The following is a 22,000-nucleotide window of genomic DNA, read 5'->3' on the forward strand; positions in this document are numbered from 1 at the left end:
GCCTAACTCGCGCCGGTCATGGCGCAACCACCGATCCTCAGTCTCGAAGGGCTTGGCCTCCAGCAAGGCGGCCGCTGGCTGTTCGGCGGTCCCGATGTCGAGCCCATCGACCTTCATGTCGGCCCGCGCGACCGGCTCGCGCTGATCGGGCGCAACGGCGCCGGCAAGACCACGCTGCTGAAGATCATCGACGACCGGATCGAGATCGACCGCGGCGAGCGGCGAGTGAAACCGGGTACGCGGATCGTGTTCCTCGAACAGGAGCCCGACTTCAGCGGCCTTGACACACTGATGGAGTTTGCGCTTTCCGGCGACCACGCGCCTGCCGAGCACGAGGTCGAAGCGATCGCGGGCCAACTCGGAATCGACATGGGCTGCGACGCCGCGACCGCCAGCGGGGGCGAGAAACGCCGCGCCGCGATCGCCCGCGCGCTCGCGCAGGACCCCGATCTGCTGTTGTTGGACGAGCCGACCAACCACCTCGATCTCGGCGCGATCGACTGGCTCGAGGAATGGCTGACCCGGTACAAGGGCGCCTTCATCACGATCAGCCACGACCGCACCTTCCTGAAACGCCTGACCCGCGCAACGCTGTGGCTCGACCGCGGGACGCTGCGGCGCAAGGAGGTCGGCTTCGGCGGATACGAAGCGTGGGAAGAGCAGGTGTACGCCGAAGAAGCGCGCGCCGCCGAAAAGCTCGATGCAAAGCTCAAGCTCGAGGCGCACTGGCTCGAGCGCGGCGTGACCGCCCGGCGCAAGCGCAACCAGGGACGCCTCGAAAGACTCCACCAGATGCGCGCGGCCCGCGCGGCGATGATCTCGGACAGCGGCGCGGCGAAGCTCAAGCTCGCGAACGACGAGGACTTCAAATCGAAATCGGTGATCGTCGCCGAGAACATCACCAAATCGTTCGATGGGCGACAGATAATCAAGCCCTTCTCCCTGCGCATCCAGAACGGCGACCGGATCGGCATCGTCGGCGCGAACGGAGCGGGCAAGACGACGCTGCTGAAAATGCTCACCGGCGAGCTGGAGCCCGACAGCGGCACCATCACCCATGCCCGCACGCTTTCGGGTGTGATGATCGACCAGCAGAGGAAGCTGCTCGAACCCGATGCGACGGTGCGCCAGATCCTCGCCGAGGGCGGCGACTGGATCGACGTGCGCGGCAACCGCAAGCATGTGCAGGCGTATCTCAAGGACTTCCTGTTCGATCCCAAGATCGTCGATACCAAGGTCGGCATCCTTTCGGGCGGCGAGCGTTCGCGGCTGCTGCTCGCCCGCGAGTTCGCGCGCACCGCCAACCTGCTCGTGCTCGACGAGCCTACCAACGATCTCGACCTCGAAACGCTCGACCTCCTGCAGGAGGTGATCGCCGATTTCGACGGGACGGTCCTGATCGTCAGCCACGACCGCGATTTTCTCGATCGCACCGTGACCATCACGCTCGGCCTCGACGGATCGGGCAAGGTCGATATCGTTGCCGGCGGCTACGAGGAATGGAAAGCGAAGCGCCGCAAACCCGTCGAACACAAACCCAAGTCCAGCGCGCCGTCACCGTCTCCTTCACCTGCCCCGCCCGCGCCCAAATCGGACAAGCTCTCCTACAAGGAGCAGCGCGACTACGAGCTCCTGCCCGCGCGGATCGAGGAGCTCGAGGCCGCCATCGCGAAGGGTGAGGCGATCCTCGCCGATCCCGATCTCTACACCTCCGATCCCAAGCGTTTCGCGACGATTTCGAAGGGCCTCGAAAACGCCCGCGCCGAGAAGGACGCTGCCGAGGAACGCTGGCTCGCGATCGCCGAGCAGGTCGAGGGGTGAGCGAGCAGGCGTCCGAAGATCTCCACGCGGAGATTGCCGCCTGCACGATCTGCGCCGAGCACCTCCCGCTCGGCCCGCGCCCGGTCGTCCAGTTCTCGCCCAAATCGCGCGTCCTCATCATCGGGCAGGCCCCCGGCACGAAAGTCCATGCCAGCGGCGTTCCGTGGGACGACGACAGCGGCGACCGTCTGCGCGACTGGCTCGGGCTCGACAAAGCACGCTTCTACGATCCCGATTGCGTCGCGCTCGTCCCGATGGGCTTCTGCTACCCGGGGAAAGCGAGCGGCGGCGATGCCCCGCCGCGCAAGGAGTGCGCGCCGCAATGGCATGATCGGGTGCTCGACCTCCTGCCGAACGAGCGGCTGACGCTGCTTGTCGGTGCCCACGCGCAGGCCCATTATCTGCCGCAGACCCGTCGTCTCACCATGACCGAGCGCGTCCGCCGAGCCTTCGAGTTTGCGCCATTCGTCCCCCTGCCGCATCCCGCGTGGCGATCGCGCCTGTGGGTGGCGAAGCATCCGTGGTTCGAAACCGAAGTCCTTCCGGGGCTCAGACGACAAGTGGGTGACGCTCTGCAAAGCTGACGAAGTTGACACCGTGTCACCCAGGGTTCTGCGTCAAAACCTCCTATACTTTCAGTGTTTTGGGTGCCGTTAGGCGAAGTTGACACTTTGCAAAACCGTTTCACTCGATCCGGTAGAAATCCGCGACCCGCTCCAGCGCCAGTTTGAGCACCAGCTTGCCGCTGCGTGCGGGCCAGCCGAGCGACTTTTCGGCTTCCGGCAGCCCCTCGCCCGCGCACACCACGCGCCACAGGACGTCCTCCAGCCCTTTTCCCGCCTCCGCCAGCGCGGCATCGAAGCGCGCCTTCGCCGCCACTTGCCGCTCGGTCGCCGTCAGCCCTTGATCGCCGGTGGTCTTCGCCCGCACGGGATCCCAGCGCATCGTGACATTCGCCGCCAGCTGCGCCCGCTCGTAATCGCGCCGCAGAGCTTCGCCCGCCTCGAACAACCGCGTTTCAAGATGCCCGCGCGCATGCAGCCACGCGATCGGGCTTTCGCCGACATTGACGGTCACCGTGCGCCGCTTTCCGCGCGCATCGCCCGCGCGCATCGGCCCCTCGCTCGTCAGTTCACGTTCGACCAGTTTGCGCACCATGCCTTGCTCCTTCTCCACCGCTTTCACGGGTGGGTGCTTGCATTGCCTGCGGTGGTGTAGGAAAGCATTTTCACCAAATCGGTTCGCAAACGGAGACTGGCAGGTGATCAACCGCATCCGCGACATCCGCAAGGCCAAGGGAATGACCCTCGCAGAGCTCGCCGAAGCCTGCGATCCGCCCACCACCGCGCAGACCATCGGGCGGCTCGAAACGGGCATGCGCAACCTCTCGATCAAATGGATGGACCGCATCGGCGCGGCGCTCGGGGTCGATCCCGAAAGCCTCGTCCGCTCGGAAGGGGGCGCGCAGCCGCAAGTCGTCGCCGAGCTCGGCGCGCATGGGGCCGAAGCGCTCGAAAGCCCGCGCGAAGCGGTGCTGCCGACCGATCTTGCCGCGCAGGGCACCGGCAACCCGCTGATGGTGCTGGCGGTGCAGGAAAGCACCGGCGAATATCGCCCCGGTGACCTGATCTGGCTGCACCAGCTCGATCCCGAGCACAGCGGCGAAGCGATCAATCGCGATTGCCTTGTCCCCCGCCCCGGCGGGCGCTTTGCCTTCGGGCGACTGATCGACCGGCGTGGCACGCTCGTCGGATTGTTGCCCCCGGGCGCTGGCCAAAAACAGCAGGTGGTGGACAATCCCCCCTGGATCGCGGTCGCGGTGATGCTCGTGCGGCCGTTATGACACGCGAATATACGAAGCGGCCCAGTGTGACCGGGGCGCTTTAACCGTGTTTGTTGCCGCCATCTTACCCCGCCGGGTCGGATGGTTTTGCGCGGTCAACCGGGAGCCATTGTGAAACACGTCCTGTCGATCAGCACGCTCTATCCCAACGCGGCCAATCCGCGTTTCGGGACGTTCGTTGCGCGCTCGCTCGAAGGACTGGCACGGCGCGGCGGCTGGCGCGTGACGCTGATCAACCCGATCGGCCTGCCACCGGTGGTCTTCGGCAAGTATCGCGCGCTGTCCGAGCTCGAAGAGCTTTCGGTCGAGGAAGGGATCACCATCCACCGTCCGCGCTTCACGCTGATCCCCAAGGTCGGGGCACGGCGCAATGCCGCCGCCATCGCCAAGGCGGTGCTGCCGCTGGCCCGGAAAATCCACGCTCAGCAGCCGGTCGATGTGGTCGATGCGGAATTCTTCTTTCCCGACGGCCCCGCCGCAGCCGAAGTCGCCGGAACGCTCGATCTGCCGCTGTCGATCAAGGCGCGCGGCAGCGACATCACCTATTGGGGCGGGCAGGATTTCGCGCTCGAACAGATGCTCGCCGCCGCCGGACAGGCGAGCGGCCTGCTCGCGGTGAGCGAGGCGCTGAAGGCGGAGATGGTCGGTCTCGGATTTCCGGAAGACAGGATTTCGGTCCATTACACCGGTCTGGACCGCAACCGCTTCCGCCCGCTCGATCACACGCAGCTGCGCAGCCAGATCGGCAAGGAGCTGGGCTTCGACCTGCCGGACACCGCGCCCTTGCTGGTGTGCGTGGGCGCGCTGATCGAGCGCAAGGGGCAGGACCGGATTATCGCCGCCCTGCCCGATATCGCCGGCGCGCAACTGGTGCTGGTCGGAAAGGGCGAGGACGAAGGCAAATTCAGGGCGCTTGCGCGGGACTGCGGCGTCGCAGAACGCGTGCATTTCGCCGGGGCGCTCGATCACAACCTGCTTCCGCTGCTTCTGTCGGCCGCGGACGTCATGGTGCTGCCGACAGAGAATGAAGGCCTCGCCAACGCCTGGGTCGAGGCGCTGGCTTGCGGCACGCCGGTGGTCACCACCGATGTCGGCGGTGCGCGCGAGCTGATCCTGAGCAAGGTGGCCGGGCGGCTGCTGGCCGAACGCACTCCGCAAGCGGTCGCCGAGGCGGTCAATTCGGTGCTCAACAACCCGCCGCCGCGCGAGGCGGTGGCCGCGTTTGCCGCGCGGTTCGACTGGGAAAGCCACGCCGAAGAGCTCGCCGCCCATTTCGAGCGGCTTGCCGGTTCGGGCGAAAGCTAAGCCTCAGACCTGCCCGCGGGCCTTCTTTTCCTGGATGTCCGCAGCGGTTTCCTGCGGCACGAAGCTGTCCGAAGTCACACCCATCCAGATCAGCAGCGGTGCGGCCATGTAGATCGACGAATAGGTGCCGATGAAGATGCCGAGAGTGATCGCCGCGACCATGCCGAACAGGCTCGCCGGTCCGAACAGCAGCAGCGGAACCAGCGCGACGAACAGCGTCAACGAAGTCATGATCGTCCGCGCCAGCGTTTCGTTGACCGACAGGTCGAGCAGTTCGGGCAGCGGCATCTTGCGGAACTTCTTCAGGTTTTCGCGGATGCGGTCATAGACGACGATCGTGTCGTTCAAAGAATAGCCGATGATCGCCAGAATCGCCGCGATAATCTGGAGAGAGAACTCAATCTGGAAGATCGCGAACATGCCGAGCGTCAGCGAGATATCGTGGAACAGCGCGAACAGCGCGCCCGCGCCGAACTGCCATTCGAACCGGATCCAGATGTACATCGCCACCCCGAGCATCGCGAGTGCGAGTGCCAGGACGGCGTCCTGCCGGAATTCACCTGCGACCTTGCCTGAAACGGTTTCGTTACTGTCGGCGCGAACGCCGGAATACTGCCCTTCGATCATGGTGATGACTTGGTTGCCGATCTCGGTCGCGGCACCGGGGGTCTCCTCGACCTCGGGTGGCAAGGGCACGCGGATCGATACCTCGTTAGGCGAGCCGATTTCCTGAACGATGGGGGAGCCGTAGCCGAGGCCTGCCACGGACTGCCGCAGATCGGCGACCGGGGCCTCCTGCATGTCGGTGAAGGTCAGGCGGACTTCCTGTCCGCCCGCGAAATCGACGCCGTAGTTGAGGCCCTGTGTCACCACCGCCGCCCAACTTGCCGCGATCAGCAGCAGGCTGACGATGAAGAAGGGCAGGCGGACCTTCAGGAATCTGATGTTGGTGTCGTCGGGGACGAGTTTGAGCAGTTTCACGGATTCGTCCTCCTTACACGTTGATGTCGCTGGGGCGCGTCTTGCGCAGCCAGTCGGCGACCCACATGCGGGTCAGCGTGACAGCGGTGAAGACGCTGGTGAACAGGCCGACGACCAGCACGACCGCAAAGCCCTTGACCGGGCCCGAGCCGAACATGAACAGCAGCACGCCCGCGATGAAGTTGGTGATGTTGGCGTCGTAAATCGCGCGGCTCGCTTCCTTGTAGCCGTTTTCGACCGCAGCGACCACGCGCCGTCCGCGCTTGCGCTCCTCGCGGATACGCTCGTTGATGAGCACGTTGGCGTCCACCGCCGCGCCGATTGTCAGCACGAAGCCGGCGATGCCCGGCAGTGTCAGCGTCGCATTCAGCACGCCCGCCATGATCCCAACCAGCATCAGCACGTTGAAGCCGAGCGCGATCGTCGAATAGACCCCGAACCGGCCATAAGTCGCAATCATCAGCGCGATGACCGCGAGGCTGCCGATCAGCATCGCGAGCAGGCCGCGCTCGATCGAATCCTGGCCGAGCTCGGCGGAAACGGTGCGTTCCTCGATCACCGTCAGCGGGACCGGCAGCGCGCCCGAACGCAGCTGGATCGCAAGTTCGTTGGCGCTATCGGCGGTGAAGCTGCCCGAGATCTGGGCCGCCCCGCCCAGGATTGGCTCGTTGAACACGGGAGTCGAGAGAACCTCGCCGTCGAGGATGATCGCGAATTGCTTGCCGACGTTCTGGGTCGAAAGCACCGCGAATTTCTGCCCGCCCTGCTGGTCGAACTGGAGGTTGACGACGTTCTCGTTCGTTTCCGGGTTCACACCGGCCTGCGCCCCGGTCAGGCTGTCACCGCGAATGCCGCCGAGGCGCTTAACCGCGACCGAAGTGCCCTCGAACGGAGTGCCTTTCGCGTAGGGAAAAATCTGGCTTCCCGGGGGCGCGATGCCGGCCTCGACATTCTGGAGCAACGCGTTCTCGTCGACCAGCTTGAATTCGAGCTGCGCGGTCTTGCCGAGCAGGTCTTTCAGAGCCTGCGGGTCCTCGAGACCGGGCACCTGCACCACGATGCGGGTGTCCCCCTGGCGGATGATCGTCGGTTCGCGGGTGCCAAGCTCGTCGATGCGGCGGCGCACGACTTCGGTCGCGCTTTCCATCGCATCGTTGACGGCGTTGTCGATCCCGCGCTGCGTCGGGGTGAGCACCACGCGCTGGGTGTCGACCACCTCGAAATCCCATTCGGCGACGAGGTTCTGCCCCTGCATCATCGGCTCGAGAATGCCCCGCGCGCGATCGATGTCGGCCGCGTCGTTGAGCAGGAAGGATAGCCGCTCGTCAGCAGTCGAAATATCGCTGATGCGGATGCGCGGCTCCGCGCCGCGCATCGCGACACGCACCGCCTCTTCCATGTTCTGGAGCCGCTGCGTCGCTACCTCTTCCGATTCCGCTTCGAGCAGCAGGTGCGAACCGCCGGCAAGGTCGAGCCCGAGATTGACCGTCGGCGACGGCAGCGATTCCGGCCACTGCCCGCCCGACATGTTGTAGATCGAAGGGATCGCCGCGAGCGCCGCCACCAGCGTGACGAGCCACAGGGACACTTTCTTCCAGAGGGGGAAATCGAGCATTGCCGCGTGTTCTCAGTCTGTAATGCGAGGATTGGCTATGACGATCAGTCGTTCGCGGCGCTGCCGCCCGGCGGAATGACGTCACCGATCGTCTGCTTGATCGCCTTGACGCGCACGCCCTGAGCGAGATCGATGTGGACGTAATCGTCATCGACCTTGGCGATCTTGCCGACCAGCCCGCCGGCGGTGACGACCTGGTCGCCCTTCTTCAGCCCGGCGACCTTTTGCTGGTGTTCCTTGGTCCGTTTCATCTGCGGACGGATGATCAGGAACCAGAAGATCAGGATCATGCCGATGATCGGCAGCCAGTTGATCCATGCGGGAGGCGCTTCGGCGGCGGCTCCACCGGCTGCGGCAAGAATGTCAAACATCTGTAATCGAACCCGTCTTGATACGTGTGTCGGATCGGGATGAAACCGCGGGCGTCACCTGCATGGTGCCGCCTGCCCTCCCTGATCCGGTGTAGGTGGGCGCGCGTAGCAGCATTGCAAGCACCCCGCAATCGCGCTGCACCGGGGGTGACCACGCTTTTCCGGCAAAAACGGCGCACCTTCACGCTTGCATGGCCAAACGCCACGCCGTATAGGCCGCGCCTCCACTGGATCGGGAAGTAGCGCAGCCTGGTAGCGCATCACACTGGGGGTGTGGGGGTCGCAGGTTCGAATCCTGTCTTCCCGACCAGTGGAGTAACTCCGTAAAATCCCGAAAATCGCAATCGCTCGGCAAGGAACAGGATCGAACCTGTTCGGTGGTCGAGGCGCAGCCGAGACGAGCGAGCCGCGTAAGCGGCGAGCACAATCCTGTCTTCCCGAACAGTGGGCTTTCATCGAAGAAACCCGTTGGTTGACCGCGTCGCTCTTGTGTCGCCGACATTTTCGTTCATGGCGCAGCACGGAACTTGCGCGCAACGAAAGCATTATTCAGCGGCTCATGGACTTCACTCCTCTCCTTCTGGCGACCACCGCCGTCACCCTCACCGCCCCTGACGCTGCGGGGACCGACGAAGCGGCAAACGAAATGGCGTTGCAGGAAGGATCGGCGGACACCGGTTCCGCCCGCACCCGCCGCGTTTTCACTCCCGCAGATTTCGAACGCTTCGCGCCGCGCAGCGCGCTCGATATGGCGCAGCAGATCCCTGGGTTCTCGATCCGCTCGGGCGGCGGCGATCGCGGCCTCGGACAGGCCGATACCAATGTCCTGATCAACGGTCAGCGCATTTCGGGCAAATCGAACGGGCCGGTCGCGGCGCTCCAGCGCATTCCCGCCAAGGAAGTCGTCAGGCTCGAACTGGTCGATGGCGCCAGCCTCGACATCGGCGGGCTGACCGGGCAGGTGCTGAATGTCATCACCCGATCGACCGGCGGGATCACCGGCCAGTTCCGCTGGTCGGCCGAGTGGCGAAGCTTCGGCGTGCCGTTCCGATGGGGCGACGGACAGGTCAGCCTGGCCGGCGGCGGAGAGAACTCCGAATGGACGCTGAGCTTCGAGAACGATGCCGGGCGGCGCGGCAACGAAGGGATCGAGCTGGTCTTCGACGCCGACGGGAACCTGATCGACACCCGCGACGAGAAATCGAACTTCAATTCGGACCGTCCGGAGCTTTCCGGCTCCTACACTCGCACCGCCGCGAACGGGAACATCCTCAACCTCAACGGGCAGGTCGGCGCCAACATCTTCCGCCAGACCGAAACATCCGAGCGCAGCGGGATCGTCTCCGCGGTCGATCGCTCGCGCCTGTTCAGGTCGAGCGAGGACGAATTCAATTACGAGGTCGGCGCGGATTACAACTTCGCGCTGGGCGGGGGCCGGCTCAAACTGATCGGATATCACCGCTACGAGGACAGCCCGACTGTCTCCGTCGTCACCACGACCTTTGCCGATGGCGGCCCGGCGCAGGGATCGCGGTTCACTCGCGATGCCGACGAGGCGGAGAGCATCGCCCGGGCCGAATACAGCGTCGGCGGTCTGGGCGGAGATCTCCTGTTCGCGCTCGAAGGCGTGAAGAACTACCTTGAGATCGACAGCGCGCTGGAAGAACGCGATGCGACGGGCGCTTACCAGCCGGTCGCGTTCGAAGGCGCGAGCGCCCGGGTCGACGAGGACCGGGCCGAAGCCAGCCTGACCTATAGCCGCGCTCTCGCCGAAAACATTCAGATGCAGCTTTCGCTCGGGGCTGAATATTCGAATATCAGCCAGACCGGTGCGCAGGGCCAGACGCGAACCTTCTGGCGCCCCAAGGGCTTTGCTGCGCTGGACTGGAAGGCCAACGCGGGCCTCAACCTGTCGGGCCGGGTCGAGCGGGCCGTCGGTCAGCTCAACTTCTTCGATTTCATCGCCAGCACCAATCTCGACCAGGACCGCGTCAACGTTACGAACGCCGATCTCGTGCCTCCGCAAAGCTGGCTGTTCGAGATCGAGGCGACGCAGAGCCTCGGATCGTTTGGATCGCTAAATATCCGCGCTTTTCATGAAGATATCAGCGATATCGTAGACCAAATCCCGATCGATGGCGGCGGCGAGGCTCCCGGCAATATCGATTCGGCGACCCGCAGCGGGTTGGAAGGCGAAGTCACCTTGCTGTTCGATCCGGTCGGTGCGCGCGGGTTGCGGCTGGATTCCGCCGTTTCGCTATCCGACAGCGAATTGCTCGACCCGTTGCTGGGCACGCCGCGCGACCTTTCGGGGCTGCGGTATTTCAACTTCAGCATCGAACTGCGGCAGGACTTTGTCGGAACGCCGTGGGCCATCGGCGGGAATTTCCGCACGCAGGAAGATCGACCGAGCGTACGCCTCAACGAAGTGTCGCTAAGCACTGAACGCCCCGGCTTCGCCCGTGTGTTCGTCGAGCACAAGGACGTGGCGGGCATGACCGCCCGGCTGCGGGTCGGCAACCTGATCGACCAGAAAGACAATTTCGACCGGACGATCTTTGTCGACCGGCTCGCCGGGCTGGTCGACATTCGTGAAGAGCGCCGCCGCAATTTCGGGGTGATCTATTCCTTCGATATCGAGGGATCGTTCTAGCGCCAGTCCTGTCGAGGTTGCGCCCACATCCTCCACCGCCTAACCGGAGCGCCGAGAGGAGCCAGCGAATGACCGACACCGCCCTTCCCCGCCAAAGCCCGCCGAAGATGCGTTCATGGCTGTTTGCTCCCGGCGACAGCGAAAAGAAGATGGGCAAGGCGATCGCGAGCGAAGCCGATATCGCGCTGCTCGATCTCGAGGATTCGGTGACGCCTGAAAACAAGCGTGCGGCGCGCGAACTGGTCGCCGCTGCTATCGCCGAGGCGGAAGACCGGGCGCGCGTTTGGGTGCGGGTCAATCCGCTCTCTGGCGAATGGACCGAAGCCGATCTCGATGCGGTGGTGCGCGCCGGTCCGGGCGGCATCTTCCTGCCCAAGGCCGAGGGCGGTCACGACGTCGAAGCGCTCGATGCAATGCTGACCGCCCGCGAAGTCGAGGCAGGGCTCGATGTCGGTGCGATCAAGGTGGCGGCACTGGTGACCGAGACCGCTGCGGCGATGTTCACCACCGGCAGCTATGACGGCGCACCGCGACTGGTGGCGATGAGCTGGGGTGCGGAAGACCTGTCGAGCGAACTCGGCGCGCGCGAACAGCGCGGGGCCGACGGCGCATACCTTCCCGTGTTCGAACTGGCGCGCAGCCTGTGCCTGCTGGGCGCGGTGAAGGCAGGCGTCGCGCCGATCGAAACGGTCCAGCCCGAATTTCGCGATCTCGACAAGCTTGCCGAGCGCGCCCGCCGGGTCCGCGCGCAGGGCTTTCGCGGGATGCTGGCAATCCACCCTGCGCAGGTCGCGCCGATCAACGAGGCGTTCACCCCGAGTGCGGAAGAGCTGGCGCATGCCCGTGCAGTCGTGCAGGCCTTTGCCGACAACCCCGGCGCGGGGGCGGTTTCGCTCGATGGCAACATGCTCGATCGCCCGCACCTGGCGCTGGCGCAGCGGCTGCTGGCCGAAGCGGACGAGGCCTGAGGCAATAGGATATTTTCCTACACTAACCGATTTGGTTAGAACCCGTGCGACTCATCCCTGCCGGAGTGCACATTATGGCCATTCTCGACACCCTGATCGGTCCGATCGCCTCGATCATCGACAAGATCATCCCCGACAAGGAAGCGCGGGCGCAGGCCAAGCTGGAGCTGATCAAGCTCGAAGGCACGCAAGAAATGAAGCTGATCGAGGCGCGTCTGCAGGCGATCGTAGCCGAAGCGCAGAGCTCCGACCCGTGGACCAGCCGCGCCCGTCCGAGCTTTCTCTACGTCATGTATGTGATGATCCTGTGGGCGCTGCCGATGGGCGTTCTCGCCGCTTTCAATCCCGGTATGGCGCGCGAAATTGCCGAGGGGATGAACGCCTATCTCAATGGGCTGCCCGAACCGCTCTACGCCCTGTTCGGCACCGGCTACCTCGGCTACACCGCCGCGCGGCAGTGGGGTAAGATCAAGGGTGTGGAGAGGTAAATTTCATACCATTTATGATAAATGACTTTTATATATCTGTTTTTACTTGCTTTAAATTATATTGAATTCCGATCATCTGAATTCTCCCGACCGCTTACCAAGGGGCGTCGCCGCACTGGCCCTGCGGCAGTATCCGGGACCAGCTCCCGCAAACCGGCAGGCGATTGCGAATCGGGTGATTCGGACCGTCCGATCTGACGTCACCTGCGCCGAATTCCTAAACCGGTAAGAATTGCCGCTCGCCCGGGTCGAGGCAGCAATTTACCCATTCTTAAGCTTTGCGAACGGCTTTCTGCGGTCGGTTGTCGCGATCGACTGTGCCGCGACCGATCTTCACCAAAGCTTCAAACTTCTTACTATTTTAACCTTCTCCGCAAACGAAACTCCAGAAGCTCTCCGGCTACAACACGCTCGTGATCGGTGCATCGACTGCACCCCGAACGAACGGATTTGAAGCCATGAAGTCATTGTCCATCAGTACCGCGACTTTCGCCGTCGCCGTATCGCTCGCCAGCACGGCGCAGGCGAACGAGACGGCGCCGTATATCGCGCCCGAAACGGACGGACTGTTCGAAAGCAAAGCGCCTGCGACGCAGCAGACCGCCCCGGTGGTCGCCGTGCAGGTGAACGAGCCGCTCGGCGTGACCACCGAAGTGCCTGTCGCTCTCGTGGACGCGGCGTTCTCGCTGGAGGCGCCCCAGGGCCTGCGGCTCCCGGCCAATAGCGACCTGGCAGCCGGGATCAGCGCATCGGATGACCGCGTCGTCACCACCATGAGCATCGATCCGCGCTATGGCGACATCGACGCCTTCTGGCGCGACATCATCGCCTTCTATGGCGATATCGATGCCTTCTGGGGCGACATCAGCCCGTTCTACGGCGACATCGATGCCTTCTGGGGCGACATCAGCCCGTTCTATGGCGACATCGGCGCGTTCTGGGGGGATATCAGCCCCTTCTATGGCGACATCGGTGCCTTCTACGGCGACATCGTCGCGTTCGAAGCGCACATCAAATCGCTCGGCACTTTCTGGAAATCCAGTGGCTCGCTTATCTCGCAGATCGATGCGAAATGGACCGCCAACCAGCAAACCGGCGCGATCGGCGATGCCTACAAGACGATCGACGAAGACCTGAAGAAGCTGCGCGATTCAGCGGTCCTTCAATTCGGGGCAGCGGGATTCACCAAGGAAATGGGCGACGCGATCATGGCCCGGCACGGGTTTTCGCTCAAGAACCACGAGGCCATGCGCAAGATGACTGCGGCCGAACGCGCCGCCTTCTTCCTCGACTGGCACGACAGCCTGATGGAATATTCGGGCATCGACCACGTCGACCACTGGATGAGCACGGTCAACTGGACCCCGTCGATCACGCAGATCCAGGGTGAAGGCAAGCAGACCATCATCGGCTTCGTCGATGGCAGCTTCGCTGCCGATAGCGACCTCGGCGACAACATCGCGTGGTCGGGCGGCGGCACCAACACCGTCGGCGGCCATGGCGCGGGCGTTGCCAGCCTCGTCGCCGGTGCGCATGACGGCAAAGGCGTGATGGGCATCGCGCCCAAGGTCAAGATCGCCACCTACAACCCGTTCGACGCCACCGGCACCTCAAGCTGGGACGATGTCGCCAAGGGCATCGAGTCGATCATGTACGCCTATGTCGGCGGCAACGAGACGGGGTATGTGAGCATCATCAACCTCTCGCTCGGGGAGAGCGGGTGGGCGCTGTCGCAAGGCATGGCAGACGTTCTCGCCCGCCCCAACATTTCGGCCTACAGCCACGAGACGCTCTATGTCATGGCCGCCGGCAACGACGGCATCACGCAGACGACAGACATCACCTGGGACCACAGCAAGGGCACGAGCTTCATCCTCGTCGGCTCGGTCGATCCCAACGGCAATATCTCGAGCTTCTCGAACCGTCCGGGCAGCACCTGCCTGGTCGACCAGTACGGCAATTGCGGCGCGGGCAACGAGCTCTACATGCGCACGGTCGTTGCTCCAGGGTCGATGATCCTCGTATCGGATGGCCAGGGCGGCGTGACCCGCGTTTCGGGCACATCCTTCGCGGCGCCGCTTGTATCGGGCGCGGTCTCGCTGCTGCACGATCGCTGGCCGTGGCTCGTGAAGCATCCCGAAGAGTCGGCGGAGATCATTTTCCGCTCGGCGCAGGACCTCGGCGCTCCGGGTCCGGACGAAGTCTATGGCTGGGGCCTGCTCGATGTGGCCGCATCGCAGTCGCCGCTGAATTTCAATGACCTGACGGTCACGACCTACCAGCGTGTCGGCACCCTCTGGGTTCCTTCGGTTACATCGGTGACCTCGCTGCTTACTGGTGGAATCCCCGAGTGGTGGGAAACCGACGACGTGTTCTTCACCGCCCAGGAGAAGATCGGCGACACCTATCGCGATTTCTCGATCCCGATGTCGTCTTACACATACGGCAAGAGCACCAATGCGCTCGGCCACGGCTACCAGCGGTTGCAGGACTTCATCAGCGGGCGCTTCGCCAACTGGCTGCTGAGCGGCGGCAAGGACTCGGACGGCGACGGCAAGGCCGGCATCGCGCAGATCCGCTCGAACATGGCCGAAACCAGCGGCCAGTGGACCATGCGCTACGATGCGATCGCGCCGAACTTCGGCCAGGATGGCGCGCTGCGCCCGGTCCATAACGCCGCGACTCTGACCGATCCTTCGGGTGCGATGTCGTTCACGCTCGGCCACGGCCAGGGCGCACTCGCGCTGGCCGGTAACAGCTACGGCCTGATGAGCGACAGCGATTACGAAGTCGGCGGCGTGAACCCGGTTCTGGGCTTTGCATCGGGCGACCTGTTCGCCGCAGCGAGTTACATGCCGGCCAAGGCCACCAAGCTCACCGTCGGCTTCAGCCAGACCCGCGAGGATTGGGAAGACCTGCAGGGCGTTTCCGAGCTTCAGCGCTCGATCCAGCGCGAGCTGGGTGCCCGCGAAGCCGAAGCGATGACTGTGGGGATCGAACAGAAGGTCACCGACAATGTCACGCTGAACGCCCAGTGGACCCGCCTGACCGAGAAGGACGCCCTGCTCGGGGCCCAGACTTCGATCGCGGCCTTCCTCGGGGAAGGTTCGCAAACCGATGCAGTTACCATGTCGGCCAATATCGACCTCGGCGACGGCCTGTCGTTCGATCTTTCGGCCACTGCCGGTGGCACCGAAGCCGACGAAGGCCAGCTGCTGGCAACGTCACAGCGGGCTCTCAGCACCGCAGGCCAGTTCTCGGTCAACAAGCGCGGTGTGCTCGGCCAGCGCGACATCCTGCGGGTGTCGGTCGGCCAACCGCTCACCATCGAACGCGGCGATCTCGAGCTGCGCAGCGAGCAGGTGATCGATCGCGAAACCGGCGAGCTCGGCATCGTCACCCAGACGATCGGTATCGAGACCAAGCGGCGCTACACCGGCGAATTCGTCTACGCGACGCCGGTCACCGAAACCTCAGAATTCGGCCTCATCGGTCGCTATGTCAGCGGCGGGGTCGAAGGACAGGATCCCAGCTTCACCATCGGCGCGAACTTCGGACTGCGGTTCTAAGCGCAGTGATTGGGGCTTCACTACGGCTGGGTCGCAAACAAGCCGTGGATCAAGAACACAAACAAGGGGACTGGGGCGTGATCAAGGGAGCACAAAGGCCGCTGACAGCAATGGCCGCCGCACTCTTTCTCGGGCTTTCCGCACCGGCATTCGCGGGCAGCGATCTCGGGACCGACGATTTCGAAACGACGATCGCCAAGGCGAAGTCGCAGATGATGGCCGATCCGGCTGCTGCGCTGAACCTGGCCCGCGCGGCCAAGACCAAGGTCGAAGGCGATTCGAAAGCGGCGGCACGCAGCGAGTTGACCGCCCGCTGGCTTGAGGGCGAAGCGCTGATGCGGCTCAACCGCGGCGAAGAGGCCCGGAGCCTGATCGACACCGCGCTGGCCGAAGCTTCGGCATCGTTCCAGGAAGAGAAGATCTACGCCGACCTGCTGCGCTCTTCCGCCTCGGCCAAAGCCCGGGCGGGCAAGTTCAAGGCTGCGCTGGCGCATTTCGAACTGGCGAGCGAGCGTTACGCCGTACTCGGAGACGCGCGCAGCCGTGCGATCGTGCTCCAGAACATCGGTTCGATCTATTCCGAAGCCCGCGACTACCAAGAGGCAATCGGATACTATGGAAAAGCAGCCGAAGTGTTCACCGACGAAGGTCCGCTTTCGCTTTCTGCGCACAACAATATCGGCAATGCCCTCAAGGGTTTGAAGCGATATTCTGAGGCCGAATCTGAATTCGGAAAGGCCCTTGCGATCGCGCAGAAGATGTCGAGCCAGTTACTCGAAGCGCGCATCCTGACCAATCTCGCCTCCGCACAATTGCTCGGCGGCGCGGTCGAGGAAGCCGATGACACCGCGCGCCGCGCGCTGGCCATTGCAAATCAGCATGCACCCCGCTGGCAGCCTTTTGTCCATGGTGTCCTGGCACAGATCGAACTCGATCGCGGCAATCTCGTGCTTGCGGAAGAACACATCGCGAAGACTTTCGCCGACCACCCGCTCGACAAGACCAATGCGCTGTTCCGCGATTTCCACAAAACCGCTGCCGCGATCTTCTCGCGCAACGGCGAGACGGAGCTCGCTGCGCTGCACACCGATGCGTTCGACCGGATCGAGCGCGAGGCCAATCAGCTGCGGCTCTGAGAGCGCGCCGCGCGCAGCTAGCGCTTCCCTATCCCTGCCGCTGCCGCTAACCAGCGCGCATGGCTGACGCGTCGAACACGATCTATGTCCTCAACGGGCCGAACCTGAACCTGCTCGGCCTGCGCGAGCCGGAGATTTACGGCTCCACGACGCTCGACGAGATCGCCGACATGCTCGAAGACCGGGCGCGCGAGCTCGGCTTCGCAATCGACGTGCGCCAGACCAATCACGAGGGCATGCTGGTCGACTGGCTGCACGAGGCCCAGGCCGAAGGGGTGCGCGCAGTGCTGCTCAACGCGGCAGCCTACACCCATACCTCGATCGCGCTGCTCGATGCGATCAAGGCGATCGCCACTCCGGTAGTCGAGGTGCACCTGTCCGATCCCAAGACCCGCGAAGCCTTCCGCCACATCTCCTATGTCGGCATGGCGGCGGCCAAGACGGTGGAGGGGCACGGCGCGGATTCCTACCGTATCGCGCTCGAAGCGATCGCTTCTGGCGAGGTCTGAACCATGCGCGCCATTGCGGAATTTGCACGGATTGCCACTTGCCAGCCGCAATTGGCGTGAATAGTCACACGCGAAACCAAAACGAGGGGTATGCATGGCTAACAGCAAGCCGGCAGCCGGGAAATCTTCCGGCATGAATATTGATACTTCCCTGGTCCGCGAGCTCGCCGAGCTCCTTAACGAGACCGGGCTGACCGAAATCGAAGTCGAGGATGACGACCGCAAGATCCGCGTTTCGCGAGCTGGCGGCGTTGCGCCTGCAGCATTCGCAGCGCCTGCCCCGGCGGCGCCCGCAGCCGCTTCGGCACCGTCACCGGCAGCCCCTGCTCCGTCACCGGAGGTCCCGGCGGAGGACCACGCCGATGCGCTGAAATCACCGATGGTGGGGACCGCCTACCTCGCTGCGGAACCGGGCGCGCCCAATTTCGTGAAGGTCGGTGACAAGGTCAGCGAGGGCGACACGGTGATGATCGTCGAAGCGATGAAGGTGATGAACCCGATCGCCGCCGACAGGTCGGGCACGGTCAAGGCGATCCTGATCGAGAACGCCCAGCCGGTCGAATTCGACCAGCCGCTGATCGTCATCGCATAAGCGGGCTGCCCATGAGCATTTCCCGCATCCTGATCGCCAACCGCGGCGAAATCGCGCTGCGTATCCACCGCGCGGCGCACGAAATGGGAATCGAGACGGTCGCCGTGCACTCGACCGCCGATGCCGACGCGATGCATGTGCGGTTGGCCGACCATGCCGTGTGCATCGGCCCGCCATCCGCGACCGATTCCTATCTCAACATCGCCAACATCATCTCCGCCGCCGAAGTGGCGCAGTGCGATGCTGTTCACCCCGGCTACGGTTTCCTCTCGGAAAACGCCAAATTCGCCGAGATCGTCGAAGCGCACGACATCGCCTGGATCGGCCCCAAGCCCGAGCACATCCGCACCATGGGCGACAAGGTCGAGGCCAAGCGCACCGCAGGCGCGCTCGGCCTGCCGCTGGTCCCGGGCTCCGATGGCGAAGTCAAAACGGTCGAAGAGGCCAAGGCGATCGCCGACGAGATCGGCTACCCCGTCATCATCAAGGCCGCCTCGGGCGGCGGCGGGCGCGGCATGAAAGTGTGCGAGAGCGAGGACAAGCTCGAAACGCTGATGAAACAGGCCGGGTCCGAGGCCAAGGCCGCGTTCGGCGACGCCACGGTCTATATCGAGAAATACCTCGGCAATCCGCGCCACATCGAATTCCAGGTGTTCGGCGACGGTAATGGCAACGCGATCCATCTGGGCGAGCGCGATTGCTCGCTCCAGCGCCGCCACCAGAAGGTGCTTGAGGAGGCCCCCTCCCCCGTCATCAGCGACGAAGAGCGGATGCGCATGGGCGAGGTCTGCTCGAAGGCGATGCGCGACATGGGCTATCGCGGCGCCGGAACGATCGAGTTCCTGTGGGAAAACGGCGAGTTCTACTTCATCGAGATGAACACCCGCCTGCAGGTCGAACACCCGGTTACCGAAGCGATCACCGGCGTCGATCTCGTACGCGAACAGATCCGCATCGCGGCGGGCAAGCCGCTATCGGTCGCGCAGGAGGATCTCGAGTTCAAAGGCCACGCGATCGAGTGCCGGATCAACGCCGAAGACCCGTTCACCTTCGCTCCATCGCCGGGCAAGGTCACCTATTACCACCCGGCAGGCGGCATGCACGTCCGCGTCGATAGCGGGCTCTATGCGGGCTATTCGATCCCGCCTTACTACGACAGCATGATCGCCAAGCTGATCGTCTACGGCCGCAACCGCGAAGGGTGCATCATGCGCCTGCGCCGCGCGCTCGAGGAAATGGTGGTCGAAGGCGTGAAGACCAACATCCCGCTGCACCAGGAGCTGCTACGGCAGGACGACATCCTCAACGGCGACTACACGATCAAGTGGCTGGAAGAATGGCTAAAAGAGCGCGAGGGGTAACTTCCGCATAGCTATGCCTCTCGCGCTTCGGGCACAAAAGGTGGTATTGCCCGTTCCACATTGGTGAAGCACGAAAACCTCCTCGATGCCGAAGCGGGCGAAATGGCCGCGGGCGATGCGCTCGCAGCGCCTGTCGAGGTGCGCGGTCGCGAAGCGGGAGGCACCCGCAAGACGCAGATCGTGGTCGTCGGCGGCGGTGCCGGCGGGCTTGAACTGGTCCGCAGGCTGGGCGCGAAATTCGGGCGCAAGCATCACGACATCATCCTCGTCGACAAGAACCTGTCGCACATCTGGAAGCCGCTGCTGCACGAGGTCGCCGCCGGCTCGCTCGACGCCAATCTCGACGAGGTCGGCTATCGCGGGCACTGCTATCGCTGGGGCTATCGCTTCTTTCAGGGCAGTCTCGACGGGATCGACCGCGAAACGCGCACGATCAGCCTCGCCCCGATGCTCGACGAAACCGGCAAGGAAGTGATCGCCGGGCACACGATCCGCTACGATTACCTCGTGCTTGCGGTCGGCTCGATCTCGAACGATTTCGGCGTGCCGGGCGTGAAGGAACACTGCATCTATCTCGACGCACGCGACCAGGCCGACCGGTTCCGCACCAAGCTGCTCAACCACTGCCTCCGCGTCAGCCGCGCGATGATGAAGAATCCCGATGCCGACGAACAGGTGAAGATCGCCATCGTCGGCGGCGGCGCAACCGGGGTGGAACTCGCGGCGGAGCTTTACAACGCCGCGGGCGCGCTGCGGCACTACGGCCTCGAAGTCTTCGACGAGAGCCGCCTCAACGTGACCCTGCTCGAAGCGGGGCCGCGCATCCTGCCCGCCCTACCCGAAAAGCTGGCCAATGCCGCGCGGCATGAGCTCACCGAGCTGGGCGTGACGGTGAAGCCCGATACCCAGGTGATCGAAGCGCGGCCACGCACCCTCGCCACCAGCGCAGGCGAGGAGATCGAAGCCGACCTGATGGTCTGGGCCGCCGGAGTGAAAGGCGCGGATTTCCTCGGCGAACTCGGGCTCCAGACCAATCGCCGCAACCAGATCATCGTCCGCGAGACCATGCAGACGCTCGACGATGACCGCATCTTCGCGCTCGGCGACTGCGCCTCCTACACGCCCGAGGGTTCCGAGGCTCCTGTCCCCCCGCGCGCTCAGGCAGCGCACCAGATGGCGGGCACCGTCTATGCGAACATCGTCCGCTCATTGAAGGGCAAGCCGCTCAAGAGCTTCACCTATCAAGACAAGGGTTCGCTGATCTCGCTCAGCCGGTTTTCGACCGTGGGCAGCCTGATGGGCAATTTGGTCGGCGGCAGCCTCGCAATCGAAGGGCGGATGGCGCGATTCATCTACACTTCGCTTTATCGCCTGCACCTCATCGGCATCCACGGCTGGATCAAGGGGCTGTTCCTGATGCTGATCGGCCGCGTAAACCGCATCGTGCGACCGAAGCTGAAGCTGCACTAGCCGCTGTCAGAAATCGATCTTCAGCCGCACTTCGCCGCCATTGGCGTTGAATCCGCCGACCCCCTTGTTGACGGTGTTGGCCTGAAGCTCGGCATTATCCGAAAGCTTCAGCCGCGCGCGGGGTATTGCGCTGCCCTCGATAACCTCTTCCGCTGTCGGCCCGTAATCCGCGCCCAGCCGCGGCGAGGTGACGGATTCACGGCAAACCACGATCTCGGGATTGAAGGGATCGGGTTCTTCCTTCGCGCATTCGGTCGGCGTCGGCGCGAGCGGGGTAAGGTCGATGACAAGGGATCCGTCCGCGCGCTCTTCGGTCGGCAAATGCGGCTCGACGATCTCGGTGATCGGTGCATCCGGCGAAGGCGGCGGCGGTACGTCGATCAGCATTCCGCCCTCTCCTCCTAATCGAATTCGAAACCCGCAGCCTTCGCTTCGGCGATGATCTCGGCGCCGGTCTTCATCGCACTTTCCTGAGCTATATCATACCAGTCGGGTTTCTCGTCGACGAAAATCTGGTGCTTGATCGGGAAGCCTTCAGGCAGGTCGAACAGCCCTGCGAGGAACGTCCGGTTTCCCGTCGGCAGAAATATGTACCACAGGTTGCTGCCGCAGGTCTTGCAGAATGCGCGTTCGGCCCAGTCGCTCGATCGATAGGTCGCGATCGACTCCTCGCCCGCGAGGCTGAAATCCTCGCCTTCGACCCCCGCATAGAATGCCCCGCCCCAGCGCTGGCACATGTCGCAATGGCACACATCGACCTCGCGATGCATTCCGGTGACGGTGATCTGCACCGCGCCGCACAGGCAGTGCCCGGCGATCGGCTCTGCCAAGTGCGGGGCCTCACTCATAGCGGGACGCCGGGCTCGTGCTTGGACGTGCGGATCGTCAGCGAGGTCTTCACGCTTTCGACATTGGGTGCGGGCGTCAGCTTACCGGTGAGGAATTCCTGGAAGCTTTGGAGGTCCTTGCTCACGATCTTGAGGATGAAATCGATTTCGCCGTTGAGCATGTGGCATTCGCGAACCTCGGGCAGGTCCTTCATATGCTCCTCGAATTCGCGCAGCGCGCTCTCCGCCTGGCTTTTGAGGCTCACCATCGCGAAGACGGTGATGGCAAAACCCAGTTTCGAAGGATCGAGATCGGCGTGATAACCGCGGATGACCCCGTCTTCTTCGAGCCCCCGGACGCGGCGCAGGCACGGTGGCGCGGTCAACCCGACGCGCTGCGCCAGTTCGACGTTTGTCACTCGCCCTTCGGCCTGCAATTCCGCCAGCAGGCGTTTGTCGATCTCGTCCAGATTGGCCATTGGTGGTTAACT

At 63.9% G+C, this 22,000-nt stretch carries 20 protein-coding genes and 1 tRNA gene; 14 read left to right on the forward strand and 7 right to left on the reverse strand.

What is annotated here, in order from left to right; translation table 11 throughout:
• The first annotated feature begins 18 nt into the window (after positions 1 to 18).
• Positions 19 to 1,821, forward strand: a complete 1,803-nt coding sequence (locus ACI5KX_RS11010; RefSeq protein ID WP_406810703.1) for an ABC-F family ATP-binding cassette domain-containing protein — start codon at positions 19 to 21, stop codon at positions 1,819 to 1,821.
• Positions 1,818 to 2,405 carry a uracil-DNA glycosylase family protein gene (locus tag ACI5KX_RS11015; protein WP_406810704.1) on the forward strand — a complete coding sequence of 196 codons (588 nt, stop codon included), beginning with the start codon at positions 1,818 to 1,820 and terminating at the stop codon, positions 2,403 to 2,405. The genes ACI5KX_RS11010 and ACI5KX_RS11015 overlap by 4 nt, the downstream gene beginning before the upstream one ends.
• A 100-nt stretch (positions 2,406 to 2,505) precedes the next feature.
• On the opposite strand, the gene ACI5KX_RS11020 is transcribed toward ACI5KX_RS11015, so the two are convergent.
• Positions 2,506 to 2,979: a DUF6456 domain-containing protein gene (locus ACI5KX_RS11020; RefSeq protein ID WP_406810705.1), complete on the reverse strand. Its 474-nt coding sequence runs from the start codon at positions 2,977 to 2,979 to the stop codon at positions 2,506 to 2,508.
• Positions 2,980 to 3,082: 103 nt separating this feature from the next.
• On the opposite strand from ACI5KX_RS11020, the gene ACI5KX_RS11025 reads away from it, so the two are divergent.
• Together ACI5KX_RS11025 and ACI5KX_RS11030 are read left to right on the forward strand one after the other, a co-directional pair.
• On the forward strand, positions 3,083 to 3,664 hold the full coding sequence (locus ACI5KX_RS11025; RefSeq protein ID WP_406810706.1) for a helix-turn-helix domain-containing protein: 582 nt from the start codon (positions 3,083 to 3,085) through the stop codon (positions 3,662 to 3,664).
• 111 nt (positions 3,665 to 3,775) lie between these two features.
• Positions 3,776 to 4,969, forward strand: coding sequence for a glycosyltransferase (locus ACI5KX_RS11030; RefSeq protein WP_406810707.1), 1,194 nt, complete (start codon positions 3,776 to 3,778; stop codon positions 4,967 to 4,969).
• A gap of 3 nt (positions 4,970 to 4,972) precedes the next feature.
• On the opposite strand, the gene secF is transcribed toward ACI5KX_RS11030, so the two are convergent.
• From secF to yajC, 3 genes are read right to left on the reverse strand one after another with little or no spacing between them, the layout of a single operon-like run.
• A complete protein-coding gene (gene secF / locus ACI5KX_RS11035; RefSeq protein ID WP_406810708.1) occupies positions 4,973 to 5,950 on the reverse strand; it encodes a protein translocase subunit SecF in 978 nt (325 codons plus the stop codon).
• 13 nt (positions 5,951 to 5,963) lie between these two features.
• Entirely contained in the window at positions 5,964 to 7,565 is a 1,602-nt protein-coding gene (gene secD, locus ACI5KX_RS11040) for a protein translocase subunit SecD (RefSeq protein WP_406810709.1), read from the reverse strand.
• A 44-nt stretch (positions 7,566 to 7,609) separates the two neighbouring features.
• The gene (yajC, locus tag ACI5KX_RS11045) at positions 7,610 to 7,936 is read right to left on the reverse strand and encodes a preprotein translocase subunit YajC (protein ID WP_406810710.1); all 327 of its coding nucleotides are present in this window, start codon (positions 7,934 to 7,936) and stop codon (positions 7,610 to 7,612) included.
• Positions 7,937 to 8,169: 233 nt separating this feature from the next.
• Here yajC and ACI5KX_RS11050 point away from each other — a divergent pair.
• From ACI5KX_RS11050 to ACI5KX_RS11095, 10 genes are all read left to right on the forward strand, one after another.
• Positions 8,170 to 8,246: transfer RNA gene (locus tag ACI5KX_RS11050), tRNA-Pro, on the forward strand.
• A gap of 249 nt (positions 8,247 to 8,495) precedes the next feature.
• The gene (locus ACI5KX_RS11055) at positions 8,496 to 10,589 is read left to right on the forward strand and encodes a TonB-dependent receptor plug domain-containing protein (protein WP_406810711.1); all 2,094 of its coding nucleotides are present in this window, start codon (positions 8,496 to 8,498) and stop codon (positions 10,587 to 10,589) included.
• 68 nt (positions 10,590 to 10,657) lie between these two features.
• Positions 10,658 to 11,557: an HpcH/HpaI aldolase/citrate lyase family protein gene (locus ACI5KX_RS11060; RefSeq protein WP_406810712.1), complete on the forward strand. Its 900-nt coding sequence runs from the start codon at positions 10,658 to 10,660 to the stop codon at positions 11,555 to 11,557.
• Positions 11,558 to 11,631: 74 nt separating this feature from the next.
• Positions 11,632 to 12,045 carry a holin family protein gene (locus ACI5KX_RS11065; RefSeq protein WP_406810713.1) on the forward strand — a complete coding sequence of 138 codons (414 nt, stop codon included), beginning with the start codon at positions 11,632 to 11,634 and terminating at the stop codon, positions 12,043 to 12,045.
• A 458-nt stretch (positions 12,046 to 12,503) separates the two neighbouring features.
• Positions 12,504 to 15,614 carry a S8 family peptidase gene (locus ACI5KX_RS11070; protein ID WP_406810714.1) on the forward strand — a complete coding sequence of 1,037 codons (3,111 nt, stop codon included), beginning with the start codon at positions 12,504 to 12,506 and terminating at the stop codon, positions 15,612 to 15,614.
• 110 nt (positions 15,615 to 15,724) lie between these two features.
• Complete coding sequence (locus tag ACI5KX_RS11075) at positions 15,725 to 16,750, forward strand: tetratricopeptide repeat protein (RefSeq protein WP_406810715.1); 1,026 nt, start codon at positions 15,725 to 15,727, stop codon at positions 16,748 to 16,750.
• 59 nt (positions 16,751 to 16,809) lie between these two features.
• Complete coding sequence (locus ACI5KX_RS11080; protein WP_406810716.1) at positions 16,810 to 17,259, forward strand: type II 3-dehydroquinate dehydratase; 450 nt, start codon at positions 16,810 to 16,812, stop codon at positions 17,257 to 17,259.
• A 133-nt stretch (positions 17,260 to 17,392) separates the two neighbouring features.
• A complete protein-coding gene (accB, locus tag ACI5KX_RS11085) occupies positions 17,393 to 17,851 on the forward strand; it encodes an acetyl-CoA carboxylase biotin carboxyl carrier protein (protein WP_406810717.1) in 459 nt (152 codons plus the stop codon).
• A gap of 11 nt (positions 17,852 to 17,862) precedes the next feature.
• Positions 17,863 to 19,212, forward strand: coding sequence for an acetyl-CoA carboxylase biotin carboxylase subunit (accC, locus tag ACI5KX_RS11090; protein WP_406810718.1), 1,350 nt, complete (start codon positions 17,863 to 17,865; stop codon positions 19,210 to 19,212).
• Positions 19,213 to 19,275: 63 nt separating this feature from the next.
• Positions 19,276 to 20,682 (forward strand): NAD(P)/FAD-dependent oxidoreductase, encoded by a 1,407-nt coding sequence (locus ACI5KX_RS11095; protein WP_406810719.1) that lies wholly within the window; start codon positions 19,276 to 19,278, stop codon positions 20,680 to 20,682.
• Positions 20,683 to 20,688: 6 nt separating this feature from the next.
• Here ACI5KX_RS11095 and ACI5KX_RS11100 read toward each other — a convergent pair whose 3' ends face one another.
• The 3 genes from ACI5KX_RS11100 to ACI5KX_RS11110 are packed head-to-tail and all read right to left on the reverse strand — an operon-like array spanning position 20,689 to position 21,988.
• A complete protein-coding gene (locus ACI5KX_RS11100) occupies positions 20,689 to 21,069 on the reverse strand; it encodes a hypothetical protein (protein ID WP_406810720.1) in 381 nt (126 codons plus the stop codon).
• Positions 21,070 to 21,083: 14 nt separating this feature from the next.
• On the reverse strand, positions 21,084 to 21,530 hold the full coding sequence (locus tag ACI5KX_RS11105) for a GFA family protein (RefSeq protein ID WP_406810721.1): 447 nt from the start codon (positions 21,528 to 21,530) through the stop codon (positions 21,084 to 21,086).
• Positions 21,527 to 21,988, reverse strand: a complete 462-nt coding sequence (locus tag ACI5KX_RS11110) for an Lrp/AsnC family transcriptional regulator (protein WP_406810722.1) — start codon at positions 21,986 to 21,988, stop codon at positions 21,527 to 21,529. Before ACI5KX_RS11110 ends, ACI5KX_RS11105 begins: the two co-directional genes overlap by 4 nt.
• Positions 21,989 to 22,000: the final 12 nt, after the last annotated feature.

Source organism: Erythrobacter sp. GH1-10 (genome assembly GCF_045363165.1).
Taxonomy (GTDB): Bacteria; Pseudomonadota; Alphaproteobacteria; order Sphingomonadales; family Sphingomonadaceae; genus Erythrobacter.

Excerpts from the sequence above, each read along its gene's own strand:
- ACI5KX_RS11020 (WP_406810705.1), bottom strand. The coding sequence starts at position 2,979 with ATGGTGCGCAAACTGGTCGAACGTGAACTGACGAGCGAGGGGCCGATG.
- ACI5KX_RS11080 (WP_406810716.1), top strand. The coding sequence starts at position 16,810 with ATGGCTGACGCGTCGAACACGATCTATGTCCTCAACGGGCCGAACCTG.
- secD (WP_406810709.1), bottom strand. The coding sequence starts at position 7,565 with ATGCTCGATTTCCCCCTCTGGAAGAAAGTGTCCCTGTGGCTCGTCACG.
- ACI5KX_RS11010 (WP_406810703.1), top strand. The coding sequence starts at position 19 with ATGGCGCAACCACCGATCCTCAGTCTCGAAGGGCTTGGCCTCCAGCAA.
- ACI5KX_RS11110 (WP_406810722.1), bottom strand. The coding sequence starts at position 21,988 with ATGGCCAATCTGGACGAGATCGACAAACGCCTGCTGGCGGAATTGCAG.
- accB (WP_406810717.1), top strand. The coding sequence starts at position 17,393 with ATGAATATTGATACTTCCCTGGTCCGCGAGCTCGCCGAGCTCCTTAAC.
- ACI5KX_RS11070 (WP_406810714.1), top strand. The coding sequence starts at position 12,504 with ATGAAGTCATTGTCCATCAGTACCGCGACTTTCGCCGTCGCCGTATCG.
- ACI5KX_RS11065 (WP_406810713.1), top strand. The coding sequence starts at position 11,632 with ATGGCCATTCTCGACACCCTGATCGGTCCGATCGCCTCGATCATCGAC.
- ACI5KX_RS11055 (WP_406810711.1), top strand. The coding sequence starts at position 8,496 with ATGGACTTCACTCCTCTCCTTCTGGCGACCACCGCCGTCACCCTCACC.
- yajC (WP_406810710.1), bottom strand. The coding sequence starts at position 7,936 with ATGTTTGACATTCTTGCCGCAGCCGGTGGAGCCGCCGCCGAAGCGCCT.
- ACI5KX_RS11100 (WP_406810720.1), bottom strand. The coding sequence starts at position 21,069 with ATGCTGATCGACGTACCGCCGCCGCCTTCGCCGGATGCACCGATCACC.
- ACI5KX_RS11060 (WP_406810712.1), top strand. The coding sequence starts at position 10,658 with ATGACCGACACCGCCCTTCCCCGCCAAAGCCCGCCGAAGATGCGTTCA.
- ACI5KX_RS11105 (WP_406810721.1), bottom strand. The coding sequence starts at position 21,530 with ATGAGTGAGGCCCCGCACTTGGCAGAGCCGATCGCCGGGCACTGCCTG.
- ACI5KX_RS11075 (WP_406810715.1), top strand. The coding sequence starts at position 15,725 with ATGGCCGCCGCACTCTTTCTCGGGCTTTCCGCACCGGCATTCGCGGGC.
- accC (WP_406810718.1), top strand. The coding sequence starts at position 17,863 with ATGAGCATTTCCCGCATCCTGATCGCCAACCGCGGCGAAATCGCGCTG.